11 protein-coding genes and 1 pseudogene are annotated in these 12619 nt (G+C 61.8%); 5 read left to right on the forward strand and 7 right to left on the reverse strand.

The annotated features are described in order from the left end of the window. Positions 1-11: 11 nt before the first annotated feature. Positions 12-515: a GNAT family N-acetyltransferase gene (locus NKI08_RS09775; RefSeq protein WP_352501976.1), complete on the reverse strand. Its 504-nt coding sequence runs from the start codon at positions 513-515 to the stop codon at positions 12-14. Then, positions 512-892 (reverse strand): type II toxin-antitoxin system TacA family antitoxin, encoded by a 381-nt coding sequence (locus NKI08_RS09780; protein ID WP_352501975.1) that lies wholly within the window; start codon positions 890-892, stop codon positions 512-514. The genes NKI08_RS09775 and NKI08_RS09780 overlap by 4 nt, the downstream gene beginning before the upstream one ends. A 122-nt stretch (positions 893-1014) precedes the next feature. Here NKI08_RS09780 and NKI08_RS09785 point away from each other — a divergent pair, with 122 nt between their 5' ends. Together NKI08_RS09785 and NKI08_RS09790 are read left to right on the forward strand one after the other, a co-directional pair. Further along, on the forward strand, positions 1015-2778 hold the full coding sequence (locus NKI08_RS09785) for an acyl-CoA dehydrogenase family protein (protein ID WP_352768659.1): 1764 nt from the start codon (positions 1015-1017) through the stop codon (positions 2776-2778). Between the two features lie 53 nt (positions 2779-2831). Continuing rightward, a complete protein-coding gene (locus NKI08_RS09790; protein WP_352768662.1) occupies positions 2832-3584 on the forward strand; it encodes a crotonase/enoyl-CoA hydratase family protein in 753 nt (250 codons plus the stop codon). A gap of 72 nt (positions 3585-3656) precedes the next feature. On the opposite strand, the gene NKI08_RS09795 is transcribed toward NKI08_RS09790, so the two are convergent. Then, complete coding sequence (locus NKI08_RS09795; RefSeq protein WP_023674100.1) at positions 3657-3932, reverse strand: hypothetical protein; 276 nt, start codon at positions 3930-3932, stop codon at positions 3657-3659. Between the two features lie 266 nt (positions 3933-4198). Further along, positions 4199-4816, reverse strand: a complete 618-nt coding sequence (pdxH, locus tag NKI08_RS09800) for a pyridoxamine 5'-phosphate oxidase (RefSeq protein ID WP_352501971.1) — start codon at positions 4814-4816, stop codon at positions 4199-4201. A 39-nt stretch (positions 4817-4855) separates the two neighbouring features. On the opposite strand from pdxH, the gene NKI08_RS09805 reads away from it, so the two are divergent. From NKI08_RS09805 to NKI08_RS09815, 3 genes and pseudogenes are all read left to right on the forward strand, one after another. Then, complete coding sequence (locus NKI08_RS09805) at positions 4856-5317, forward strand: RT0821/Lpp0805 family surface protein (RefSeq protein WP_352768666.1); 462 nt, start codon at positions 4856-4858, stop codon at positions 5315-5317. 100 nt (positions 5318-5417) lie between these two features. Further along, complete coding sequence (locus tag NKI08_RS09810; RefSeq protein ID WP_352768669.1) at positions 5418-6347, forward strand: DnaJ C-terminal domain-containing protein; 930 nt, start codon at positions 5418-5420, stop codon at positions 6345-6347. Between the two features lie 107 nt (positions 6348-6454). Continuing rightward, positions 6455-6715, forward strand: a pseudogene (locus NKI08_RS09815) (ATP-binding protein); the annotation flags it as partial. Positions 6716-6727: 12 nt separating this feature from the next. On the opposite strand, the gene NKI08_RS09820 reads toward NKI08_RS09815, so the two are convergent. From NKI08_RS09820 to NKI08_RS09830, 3 genes are all read right to left on the reverse strand, one after another. Next, positions 6728-9979 (reverse strand): adenylate/guanylate cyclase domain-containing protein, encoded by a 3252-nt coding sequence (locus tag NKI08_RS09820; RefSeq protein WP_352768675.1) that lies wholly within the window; start codon positions 9977-9979, stop codon positions 6728-6730. Between the two features lie 144 nt (positions 9980-10123). Further along, positions 10124-11950, reverse strand: a complete 1827-nt coding sequence (locus NKI08_RS09825) for a hypothetical protein (RefSeq protein WP_352768678.1) — start codon at positions 11948-11950, stop codon at positions 10124-10126. An 8-nt stretch (positions 11951-11958) separates the two neighbouring features. Beyond that, positions 11959-12591 carry a nuclear transport factor 2 family protein gene (locus NKI08_RS09830; protein WP_352768682.1) on the reverse strand — a complete coding sequence of 211 codons (633 nt, stop codon included), beginning with the start codon at positions 12589-12591 and terminating at the stop codon, positions 11959-11961. Between the last annotated feature and the right edge of the window lie 28 nt (positions 12592-12619).

The raw sequence follows: 12619 nt of genomic DNA on the forward strand, positions 1-12619 counted from the left end.
GGTTGCGATTGTCAGCCAAATAGCTTCAACGCTGTTGCTATGGGCAGGAACAGTGATAGCGGGCGGCTCTGAAACGAGGTGAAGCCATGCCTGCGATAATACGCGACCGCCTGGTCATCCTTGGCATCGACAATCAACGCGAAGGCTGCTGGGGCAGCGCTAACGCTACGTCGTAGCGCATCCACGATCAGCGCCGACCCGACCCGCCGCCGCTGGTATCGGGCATCGACGGCCAGCCTGCCGACCAATATCGCGGGCAGAACCGGGTAGCGTGGCAGATGTTTTGTCTGTTCGTCAGGCAAGGACGCGATTGGTATGCTCGACGCCGCCAAAGTGTAATATCCGGCGATCGCGCCGCCATCGCGATCCACGGCAACGAAGCAATTGCCGACTCGGCGTTTGACATCCTGGCTGGCTTGCTCCCGAATGTAGCGGTCGAGCGCCGGTACCCCGCAGCTGAACGCCTTGCGATCATGCGATCCGCCGAGCGGTTCGATAATGACGGCGAAAGTCACCGGGTTTCGACGACCAGCCGTTTGTGGGCGTCGGCAGCTTTGCGCAGTGCCTCATTAGGCTCGGGCGGATTGAGAATCGCCTCCATCATGGCGCGCTGATCTTCGATGGAGATACGCATGATGGTGGTGTTCTCGATAGTACGCTGGGCCGCCTCTTGAGCGGCGGCGACCACGAAGTCGCTGACGCTGCGGCCCTGGATTTCGGCGGCACGTTTCACCACGTCCAGCATATCCGGCGAAATACGGGCTTCGAGACGGGCGGTGCGGGTCTGTTGGTTTGGCATTATCGTCACCCCTGATACTGCCTTGTACGGGAAATAGCCGTACAAATCAAGTGCGTCGTCCGGCTCTAAATAATTTTGCAGACGAGCCAGCAACTGCAAAATCCGCGTGACAAAGTTTGACGTTTACGTAAAACGAGGTGGACGGGGAGCGTCGGCACGGATCTTGAGTTGACCTGCCGGACTGAGGAGAGCCGGACAGAGGAGGAGCGAGCGCCATGTATCGGGCACCGGTCGAGGAGATCGCCTTCACCCTGAAGCATGTCGCCGGCTTGAAGCCGGCGCTCGATACCGGCATCTTTGGCGAACTCGGCGAGGACCTCGTCGACGCCATTCTGGCCGAGGCCGGCCGCTTCGCCAGTGAGGAGGTGGCGCCGCTCTACAAGATCGGCGACCAGCAAGGCGCGGTGCTCGACGGCGCTGCCGTCACCACCCCGCCCGGCTGGAAGGAACTTTATCGCCGCTGGATCGGCGGCGGCTGGAATGCGCTGTCCGCGCCTGAAGCGTATGGCGGCCAGGCGCTGCCGGCCATGCTCGGCGTCGCCGCGCTCGAAATGTGGAACTCCGCCTCGATGGCGTTCGGCATCGCCCCGACGCTGACCATGGGCGCGGTCGAAGCACTCGACAAGCACGGCTCGCAGGCGCTCAAGGCCAAATACCTGGAAAAGCTGGTCTCCGGCGAATGGATGGGCACCATGAACCTGACCGAGCCGCAGGCAGGCTCGGACCTGAGTGCCATGCGAACCCGCGCCGAGCCGGCCGGCGACGGCACCTACCGCATCTTCGGGCAAAAGATATTCATCACCTATGGCGAGCACGATTTCACCGACAACATCATCCATCTGATGCTGGCGCGGCTGCCGGACGCGCCGGCCGGCACGCGCGGCCTGTCGTTGTTCCTGGTGCCGAAATTCCTGGTCGGCGACGATGGCGCGCTGGGCGCACGCAACGACGTCTTCTGCTCTGGGCTGGAGCAAAAACTGGGCATCCACGCTTCGCCGACCTGCACGATGATTTATGGCGATGGCTTCGAAGGCACCGCGCCCGGCGCGATCGGCTGGCTGGTCGGCGGGGAGAACAAGGGCCTCGCCTGCATGTTCACCATGATGAACAATGCGCGCCTTGCCGTCGGCATTCAGGGCGTCGCGGTCGCCGAGGCGGCGACGCAGAAGGCGCTCTCCTATGCAAATGATCGCCGCCAAGGCAAGGCGGCAAGCTATGGCGGTGCCGGCATGGCGCCGATCGTGCATCACCCCGACATCCAGCGCACTCTTCTGACCATGAAGGCGCTGACCCAGATTGCCCGTGCCATCTGCTATTCCTGCGCCCACGCCATCGATCTTGCGTCGCAGAGCGAAGATGCAAAGCACTGGCAGGAGCGCGCCAATCTGTTGACGCCGCTGGCCAAGGCCTTTTCGACCGACGTCGGCGTCGAGGTCGCCTCGCTTGGGCTGCAGGTGCATGGCGGCATGGGGTTCATCGAGGAGACAGGGGCCGCAGCACTTTATCGCGACGCGCGCATCGCGCCCATTTACGAAGGCACCAATGGCATCCAGGCGATCGATCTGGTGACACGCAAGCTGCCGCTCGGCGGCGGCCGGCATGTGCATGGCTACATCGCCGAACTCAAGGCCGTCGCCGATGCGGTGCGAGCGTCGAACCTTGAAGGCTTCGGCCGCACCGCCGATCGCCTCGACCAGGCGCTCGACGAGCTCTCCCAGGCAACCCGTTTCCTGCAAGACCTGCAGGCCGAAGGCCGTTCGGACGAGGCGCTGGCCGGCGCCACACCCTATCTCACGCTGATCTCGCTTGCCGCGGGCGGGGCCTATCTGGCGCGCGGCGGGCTTGCCGACCAAAACCGTATCGCGCTTTGCCGGTTCTTCGCCGAGAACCTGCTTGGCGAAGTGGGCGCGCTGAAGGAGCGCGTCGTCGGCGGCGCCGACAGCCTTGCCGTTGCCGGCAAGGCGCTGATTTCAGCCTGACGTTCGCACGCGCCGATATTCACAAAGGCCCGAAATTCACAAAGGACGAATCCGTGACAGACCACATCCTCGTCGAGCGCCAGGGCGCCATCCAGTTCATCCGCATCAATCGTCCGGACAAGAAGAACGCCCTGACCCGCGCCATGTACGCGACGATGTCGGCGGCTCTTGCCGGCGGCGACGCGGATCCGGCGATCCGCGTCCATGTCTTTCTCGGCGTCCCCGGTGCCTTCTCGTCCGGCAACGACCTTGCCGATTTCATGGTCGTCGCCTCGGGCGGCGAAGGCGGTTCCGAGGTCTGGGATTTCCTGATGGCGCTGGCCAAGGTGGAAAAGCCGATGGTTTCCGGCGTCGACGGCATTGCCGTCGGTATCGGCACCACGCTCAACCTGCATTGCGACCTGACGTTCGCCACGCGGCGCACACTATTCCGAACGCCCTTCGTCGATCTCGGCCTTGTGCCGGAGGCAGGATCGAGCCTGCTCGCGCCGCAGATCCTCGGCCGCCAAGGCGCCTTCGCGCTGCTTGGCCTCGGCGAGGGCTTTTCGGCCGAGCGCGCGAAGGCCGCCGGGCTGATCTATGAGGTGGTCGAGGAAGAGGCACTCGAAGCATCGGTATTGGCGGTGGCGGGCCAGATCGCTGCCAAACCGCCGCAAGCGCTGAAGATCGCGCGCGACCTGATGCGCGGCTCGCGCGACGCCCTTGTCGAGCGCATCGGCCAGGAAAGCCAGCATTTCCGCGAGCGGCTCAAATCCGACGAGGCCCGCGCAGCCTTGACGGCCTTCATGACCAGGAACAAGGCCTAGACCTTCTGGCCTTGTCTCGCATCGTGGACCCGCCGGCAGCAACCGGCGGGTTTTCTTGCCATGATCTCTTTGTCACATCGCCATTTTTTTACATTCGGCCTGGGCCTTTGCCGAAGACGTGTCGATCATGAACGTCTTGCCTTTGGCGTCGGTCATCAACATCATGCAATGCTTGATCGGTTTCGCCATTTTCATCATTTCGGCGCTCATCTTCGCGTCGGGCATCATGGTGCCCATATGCCCATCGGGCATGATCGCCATGACCTCCCCACCCTTCATCACCGTCATTGTCCCCATCGCGTCCTCCGCAAAGGCTTGCGAAGCGAAAAGGCAGGCAAGACCGGCCATCGTGACCAACCTGAGTGAATGCATTGTTTCCTCCTGAATTTGCGCCAGCGGCGCGTTGAGCCCTTTCCTGGTTCGTTCCGGCAAGTTGGAACGTTTCACGCACACGAGATCGTGATCGTGGGAATTGGAAATCCGCCAGAAGCGGCCCGGCCTTGGCCGCCTTCATGACCAGGAAGAAGGGCTGAAAAAATGGGCGCCGGTGCGGAAGCTGCCGATCTGCCCCACAAGGGCCCACAAGGGGGAGATCGGCGCTCCACCGTCGTGCCCTACGGATAAAGCCTCATTTTGTCCCAACCGCCCTCGGCGTTGCGCGAAAACACGACACGGTCGTGCAGCCGGAACGGACGGTCGTGCCAGAACTCGATGGTCTGCGGCACGATGCGGAAGCCCGACCAGTGTTTTGGCCGCGGGATGTCGCCGATCGCATGGCGCGCCGTGTATTCGGCGACCGCTTTTTCCAGCGCGAAGCGGCTCTCCAGCGGCCGCGACTGTTTGGAGGCCCAGGCGCCGATGCGGCTGCCGCGCGGACGCGTCGCGTAATAGGCGTCAGCTTCGGCGTCGGTGACGATCTCCACCGGGCCCCGCGCTCGCACCTGCCGGCGCAGCGATTTCCAGTGGAAGCACATCGCTGCTTTCATGCTGCCAAGGATCTCGCGGCCCTTGGCGCTCTCGAAGTTCGTGTAGAAGACAAAGCCGCCCTCATCGAACCCCTTGAGCAGCACCATTCGCACATTCGGCATGCCTTCGGCATCAACGGTCGCCAGCGCCACGCTGTTGGGGTCGTTGATCTCGCTCTTCGTCGCGTCGTCGAGCCACGCCGCAAAGAGCCGGAACGGCTCCGCCGCCTCGGTAAAGTCACCGCTTGTTAACCCGGTTTCGCTCATAGTTTTCCCAAATTTGTCGCCGGCTGGGGAGATTGCCGATTGTCGCGTATCGCGCAAGCTTTTGACAGTGGGCAATGGAGCGTTATTGCTTCGGCCAGCGCCAAAGCCATGATAGTGATAATCATCCTGCCGCTTGCCGCGTGTGGCGGCGGCGGCTTCAGCCTGGAGCAGGCGGAGGTCGACCGCTCGATACTGACCTCGAGCACGCCGGCCTCAGTCACGCCGCTCGATCAGGACCGCGCCTCCGATCAGGCCACGATCCGCAATGCCGTGTCCTCCGCCGACGTGGAGCAACTGGCTGGGCAGGCCGTTCGCTGGGCGAATGCTGACACCGGCTCGCGCGGCTCCATCACCGAGCTGGCGGAATTCAGGGCTAACGGCGAGACATGTCGTCGCTTCACCGCGTCGCGCGAGAGCTTCGACGGCGTCGCGCTGTTCAAAGGCGAAGTATGCCTGGCCGGCGGCAGCGCCTGGCGAATGCAGGACTTCAAGGCGCTCTGATTTTCCGCCGGCTATATAGCGGTAAGCCACTGGAATTTCTTCCTATGCAAGCGCATATAGGAGGCGATTATGGACTCACTCCTTCTCCAGGGCAGTAAGCATGCGCGACCCCTATGAGGTGCTGGGCGTTGCCAAGAACGCATCGGCCAAGGACATAAAATCCGCATACCGGAAGCTCGCCAAGAAGTATCATCCGGACCAGAATCCGGATGATCCCAAGGCGAAGGACCGTTTTGCCGCCGCCAACCAGGCTTACGAGATCGTCGGCGACGAGAAGAACCGAGCGGCATTCGATCGCGGCGAGATCGACGCCGATGGCAAACAGCGTTTCCAGGGTTTCGAAGGCGCGGCTGGCGGCGCCGATCCTTTCGCCGGTTTCCGCCGGCAGCAAGGGCCGGGCGGCGCGCATTTCGAATTCCGCACGGGCCGTCCCGGCGGTGACCCGTTCGACGGCAACAGCGACATCTTCAGCCAGATCTTCGGCGATGCCTTCACCCAGCAGCGCGGCGCCGGCACGGGCGGCCGCCGTCAGGCCCCGACCGCAGCCGACCTCAACGTGACGCTGGACGTCACCATCGAGGAAGCCGCCACCGCCGAGAAGGTGACGGCGATGTTCCCCGACGGCCGCAAGATGGCGGTCAAGTTGCCGGCCTATGTCGAGGACGGTCAGACCATCCGGTTGAAAGGCCAGGGTGAGCAAGGACCGGGGCAGCCGGGCGATGCGCTGGTTAAAATCCGTTTCCGCCGGCACCCGCGCTACCGCGTCGAGGGCCGCGACCTGCATGTCGACCTGCCGGTGGAACTGGCCGATGCGGTGCATGGTGCCAAGGTGGCGGTCGAAACCCCGACCGGCAGGATTGCGGTCAACGTCCCCCCTTGGTCGAGCTCGGACAAGGTTCTGCGGCTGAAGGGCAGGGGCCTGCCGGAAAAGGCCGGCGGTCACGGCGACCTCTACGCACACGTGCGGCTGATGCTGCCGGAAGGCGGCGACGCCGATCTCGAGGCGCTGATGCGCCGGAGAAAGGGCTGACGGTCGAAAAGGCCGGCGCTTGTGCCGTGTGTGAAAAGCGGGCTTGCGGACGCCTCTGCTATACACCGAACGTCTTGATTGGGCCAGGAGCGTTGTCGCCGAACTGGAGGCGCGACGAGCAGCGCATCTCCACGGCAGGCAACATCGCGCAGTTCCCGTTTGTGCGCGAACTCGACGGCTTCGACTTCGACGCGCAGCCGTCGCTGGATCAGCGCCAAATCCGGGAGCTGGCGACCTGCCGCTGGATTGCTCATGGCGGCACGGTCCTGTTGCTTGGACCTCCGGGTACGGGCAAGACACATCTGGCGATGGCTCTCCGGCGCGAGGCGATCCGGCAGAACCATAGCGTCCAGTTCGTCACGGCGGCCGTTTGCAGGTTGTCATGACAGCCCGGGATACGAAGACCTCCGAGCCCTCGAGCTCCGCTCGAACCTTGCAAGTATCGGGGCCAACTCATCCTCGATTTCCCGCTGGCGTCCTAGTGAAGCCAACAAGGCCTTCAGACTTCGGATAGCCTTAATTTCCCAGGTTTGCGCACCCTGCTTGCGGGATAACGCTATGGCCTCGCGAAAGAGCGCCTCTGCATGCTCTGGGTCGTTCTTGAGGCGCAACTCGACGTCCCCGCGAAGCCGGATCAGTTCGGCCGCGAGGTATCTTTCACCTGTCGTCCTCACGTGCTCCAGCCCTTGCTCCACGGTCGCCGCCGCCATTTCGAGCTGATTTGCCTGAAGGTATGATTCGGAAAGCAGCGCAAGGTAGCACGACTTGTCGATCTCTTGCTCTCCAAGGTCATCGCACACCTTCTGCATCCGCCCCAAGCCGGACAGGTCACGGCTCGAATTGACCATCACCCAACCAAAGAAAAAGGACGCCATATTCAGCCAGAGATTCAGACCGTTGGCTTGTGCCAGAGGCAGCAGTTCGGCAGTGAATTCCCCAAGCTTGTGTAGGTCGCCCTGGAGCGCGAGCAAGACACACCCATTGCCGAGACAAGCGGCTCGGCGATAGGCGGATTGCTGGCGAGTGATGAGCTCGGCCCTGCCGCATAGATCGCGCGCACGCTGAGGGTAGCCGAGCATGTGAAACGTCCACGACAGATAGAGCATCGCCATGCTTGGGAAATCGCTGCCCACTAGGTCGGCCTTTGCCTCGTATTCCAGCGACCGTTCGAGGTAGTTGCGAGCACGCCGGAATGAGCCGCCGCAAAACAGGCTCATACCCTTGAACTGTAGCCCCAGAACGAGCGCCTTTACGCTTCCGCTCTTCCGGCCTATGTCGATCAACCTATCACTCGCCCATTCGGCATCGAGAAAGCGCGCGGAGTTGAAAGCGGTGCCGAACAGCCCGTCGAGCGCCCGGATCAGGGCCTCCGCATCGCCGAGTTCCTGGCCAAGACGCATTGCATTCCGGTACGCTGCACTTCCCTCAGGCGTTACGTATCCGAACGTGGCATACAGGACATCCCCACGCTCCAGCTCAAGCCGCTCAGCCTTTTCACTGCGTTCCCGGGATGGCGGTAGTCGTTCAAGACAGGCCAGTCCCATGGCAAACATGTTCGCTGCTTCGACCTTCGCCCAGGTCTTGGCGACGTTCAGGCCGGCGGCGAGCCAGCAGTCGGCCGCGCGTCCGAACATGCCTGCCTCGGCAAAGTGCTGGGCTAGTAGTTCGGGATGTTCCGCAGCAGTCTTCGGCTCGAGAGTTTCGATGGCGTGCGCAACCAGTCCGTGCAGCTCCTGCCGACGCTCTCGCAACAGCGTGCTGCGGGCCGCCTCCTGCAGCAAGGAGTGAGTGAACGCGTAGCGCAATCGGTCGTGCGAAAGCTGCGGCGCCACCAGCCCGGAATTAGCTAAGCTCTCCATCGCTGCTTCGAGCGCCGACGAGGAAAGACCACAAAGGTGGGACAAGAGCTTCAGGTCGAATTCGCGGCCGATGACGGAGGCGATCTGGGCGATCGCCTTGGCCGATCCCAACTTGTCCAGACGGGACACGAGAGACGATCGCAGCAGCCTGGGAACGCCGGCGACGGGCTTCCGGGCCTCTTGCTCCCAATGTTCAGCCGGCAGCCCAGTCTCAATCGCAGCACGGGTGAGTTCCTCGATAAACAAGGGCACGCCTTCACCCCTGTTCAGAACGTGCTCGCGAAGCTCGCCGGACAGATCTGCCCCGGCAGCCGCGTTATCCGCCAGCTTTTCGGCCTCGCGACGAGACAGGCGCGCAAGCGGGATTTCGAGCACATGTTCGGTGCTGGCCTCGGGTATCGATACGCTGGTGCGGCTGGTGATCAGCATGAGCATCCGATGTGCCGGCGCCTCCTCGATGAAGGCATCCAGGACGTCGCGAGACGATGGGTCGATCCACTGCACATCCTCGAACAAGATGAGGACGGGATTGATCGCGCACAGATGATGCAGCCAGTCCAACAGGACACGTCTGCAAATTTCCTGTTGGCGTAAAGAACTCAACTCGGTGGGTGGATACTCCGTTTGGTCGATCGCAAGGAGTCTGGCAAAGATGGATAGCGATATGGCCTTAGGCGCTTCGCTCGGCGCAAGAATTGCTTCGAGCTTGTCTAACTTGATGCGAGAGGGATCTTCGGCGCGAATGCCGGAATTGCGTTTGAGCAGAGTGAGAAAAGGGAACAAGGCGCTGTTGCTAAAATTCGCGGAGCACTGAATGGCCAAATGCATGCATTGTGGAATCTGCTGTCGAACCTCGAATGCCAGCCGTGATTTTCCGATGCCCGGCTCTCCGGACAGGACAACAATTCGACCCTGCCCTTGAACCACGCCGTCCCAAAGCTCGACGATGCTGTGCAACTGCGGAAGGCGACCGACTAGCTTGAACAGCCTCGTCCTCTTGGCAAACCGACTCTCGAGAAAGCGAGACTGTTCCACGCGCCAGGCTTGGACCGGTTCGGCGAAGCCTTTCAGAGTATGTAGCCCTACGTCGGTAAACTCAAACGCCCCTGCGGTCGCATCGTATGTGCGTTGGTCGATGAGGATCGTTTGCGGCGCAGCTGCTGTCTGCAACCTCTGAGCGAGATTGGGAATGGGGCCGGAAGCAGAAATTCGGCCGCTGTCCACTCCGCCGGCGACTACGAGCCCAGTTGCAATTCCAATACGCACCCGCACCGGCAGCCCGTCGGGTACCTCGATATTCGGTGCTATCCTAACAACGTCCAAGGCCGCCCTAAGGGCGCGGTCAGCATCGTCTTCGTCTGCTGTCGGATATCCGAACAATGCTAGAAAGGCATCGCCGGTGACGCTCACCACGGTGCCGCTATGATCCCGAACGACGCTGCCGCAGCGTTCGATGTACCTGTTCGTCAAGTCGAGAAAATCTTCGGGATCCAGCCGGACCGAATACTCAGTTGATGCGACAAGATCACAAAACAGGGCTGTAACGTGTCGCCGCTCGGTATGCCCTTGGGACTGCACGATGGGCCTGTCGGGCTCTGTCAACGCCCTAATGGCGGCCAACAATTTCCTACGTGGTCCCAACGGGACCTGCATCTGCTGCAAGTCCTGATCCGACAGAAGGCACAGACTATCGAAGTCGATCTTGTTCGCGTCAAAGGTCTCAGCAAATTGCTGAAGCCCCAAGCTGCGGAGCCACCTCGCTACATCGTCCATCGGATGAACTCCAACGTGAAGCGTATGCTTGGGCCCTATCGAGTCGCTCTGACAGTCGAACAATAAACCTGGAAACGATGTAACTGCTTAGATCGTCTGTCAACCGACCGCCGCTTGCAGGTGAGGGGTGGTCCAACCACGACACTACCCTCGACGGCAACGGATGTCCGCGTAGAGGAGGTGGTGTTTTGAGCTATAGGCTATGTTGCTTCTATCGAAACAGAACCGCTTCGGGACGATACGGATGAGGTGCCGCTGATTGCAGGCGGCGGGCAAAAGTAGCTCGAAGAACCTGGGCGAGGTGGATGGGGCGGGTTCAGTCCACCGTATATGACCCGAATATGACGCGTTGCGGATGAGCATGACCGAACCAGAGATGCCGATGGGGGTGTCGAAAGCGGTCGCTTCTGTGTCCTGGGTCTCATCGAGGCTCGGATAGTCGTTAACCAACGAAGGCACCGCAGCCGTTGTGAGCGCCCGCTGGCGGACCGCAATGTTGAATCGGATGTCGTCGCGTTCGGGAACGCCGCCATAGTTGTTGAGATACTTCCAGCGGAGTCGGAGAACACGACCGCCGTTTCCCTCGGTTTGCTGCGGAAGAACCTCGACCGTCGCGCCAGAGAGCAGGGACCCATCCTCTTGAGACTCAGGGGCTGGACAAGGCGTGTAGAGGGGCTTGTAGCCGCACTCAGCACCGCCCGCTCCCCATAGGCAGGTGCTCAACCTGCGCCAATCTGAGCCACCTATTTCCGGGGTCGTTGCGGACAAATCGTTTCCGCTGCCGGGTATCATCCATGGGTGGATTTTGCCGCCACCGGTGCGGCGCGCCCAATCCGTCCTGTGCCTGTCAATCCGCCTGAGCGTGAGCTTCTCGTCCCTCAGCACCAAGACTTGCCCCCAGCGCGGGTTGGATATGAACGGCTCGCGCCCAACGGCATCTGCCGCTAGACGCCGGCCAGTCATCTGGGTTGTTAGCGTATGGCAGTTCGTGCAATTCCCAGTCGGGTCTCGCACCGTCATGGCGCGCGCGATGTCGCCCTGGTATCTGTCAGTGTATCCGGATCCGATTATGCGGAAGGATGTGCCTTCGAGGCGGGGCCTTTCGGGCAAATAGTCGCCAAGGCTAAAGGCGAGTGCCCGGTCGTCGCTCTCACCCAGGAGATAGCCTACCCTGGACTGCCCTGCGTGAGGATCGACTACGTAGGGGCTCTTGTTATCGTGGCACGCATGGCATCGAATCTGGAACGTCGTATCATACAGGGCTGCGGCCTCGGCGCGCGCAGCGGCGTCGGTGTAGGACCGGCCGCCAGGTGGAACGAAAGGTTTTGACCAGTCAAACTCTGCCCGATCCTTTCTCCCGTCGAAGAACACGATTTCGCCGGTGCTTTTGTTAAAGCCGATCGTTCCTAGGAGCGCGAAGCGCGGATCGGAGCGCCGCCAGTAGGGATCGCTCGCTACCTCGAGGCTGCTGTTCGACTTCCGACACAAGAACAGCCATTCCACATTCCCGCGGACAACGCGGTGTAGACGCGAGTTTAAGCCACAGTATGCAACAGTCCCGGCCAGCGAAGGCTTGTCGCATTTCTCGATGCGGCCCGTCCATTTTACCACATTGCCCGCAAAGTCCCTGTGCTGGAATTCGAGCGGATGACCGGGCTTGGCGGGATTGGGCACGAGGTCAACCATGTTGCCGTCGACCTCGAGCGGAAGAACCCTCGCACTCGCGTTGCCGCAATCCGCGTCAGGAATTGGGCCGAAAACCGCGCGAGCCTCATCGCCGAACCGTGTTACAGGCTCGTTGTTTTCGGAAGCCGGCGGCCAGAATATGTCACCGTTCCACCGCAACATGATGGCGGCAAGGCCAGCGCCCGAGAGCGACTCAGACCCGCCCGAACCGTCAAAACTGCTCGCCGGACTGACAATCACGACCGTTGTAACGAGAACCAGGCGAGCGACAAGCGATCCGCGCACGCACCAACTCACCGCCCCATGGGCTCGAACTCCGGCGTGTCCGCGTAAACCGTGACCGTTGCAAACCTCCAGACGCCCGTATCCTTGTCCTTGTCGAGCGTGGCCCGCACGTCCGCGGTGTAGTCCGGTTCGGGCAACACGCGATCTCCCTCCGCTCGTTGGACGGTGACCGCCATGGTACTCTTTGAATCCAAGAATGTCTTGCCGTGATCTTTCCTGCTGCGCAGAAGAGTGTTGATAACAACATGTCGAGGCTGGAATACGTCCTTCGTCTCGTCGAACTGCTGCTGGAGTGTCATTTTGATTACCGCTTTGGGTGCGATGTATATCTGAATGTTGCCCTCGCCGGTGCAAACCTCATAGCTTCCGGCGCCCGTGAACAAATTCTCGAACCTGTCGGCATCGCGCTGGTCGAGGGCCCATGCGTAGCGGCTGAACAGGTCGTCAATCTTTTGCCGATCATCGGCAGCTACGGTCGCGCCGCCCCATTGACTCTCCGCCGGCGCGTCCAATCCGGGCTCCGGTTGCTTTATGGTGCAGTCCGCAGCCCACGCTGAGCCGGCACATGTCAGAATGATCCCAACGGCAAAACTCACCACCGCCCGCGACCGGCGGACGAAGAATCCCTTGCGGTCGTTCATGGTGATCCCCTCAGCTCAATAAGTTGCC

Origin of the sequence: Mesorhizobium sp. M0768, assembly GCF_040320195.1 — a bacterium.
Lineage (GTDB): Bacteria > Pseudomonadota > Alphaproteobacteria > Rhizobiales > Rhizobiaceae > Mesorhizobium.

Excerpts from the sequence above, each read along its gene's own strand:
- NKI08_RS09795 (WP_023674100.1), bottom strand. The coding sequence starts at position 3,932 with ATGGCCGGTCTTGCCTGCCTTTTCGCTTCGCAAGCCTTTGCGGAGGAC.
- NKI08_RS09785 (WP_352768659.1), top strand. The coding sequence starts at position 1,015 with ATGTATCGGGCACCGGTCGAGGAGATCGCCTTCACCCTGAAGCATGTC.
- NKI08_RS09820 (WP_352768675.1), bottom strand. The coding sequence starts at position 9,979 with ATGGACGATGTAGCGAGGTGGCTCCGCAGCTTGGGGCTTCAGCAATTT.
- NKI08_RS09810 (WP_352768669.1), top strand. The coding sequence starts at position 5,418 with ATGCGCGACCCCTATGAGGTGCTGGGCGTTGCCAAGAACGCATCGGCC.
- NKI08_RS09830 (WP_352768682.1), bottom strand. The coding sequence starts at position 12,591 with ATGAACGACCGCAAGGGATTCTTCGTCCGCCGGTCGCGGGCGGTGGTG.
- pdxH (WP_352501971.1), bottom strand. The coding sequence starts at position 4,816 with ATGAGCGAAACCGGGTTAACAAGCGGTGACTTTACCGAGGCGGCGGAG.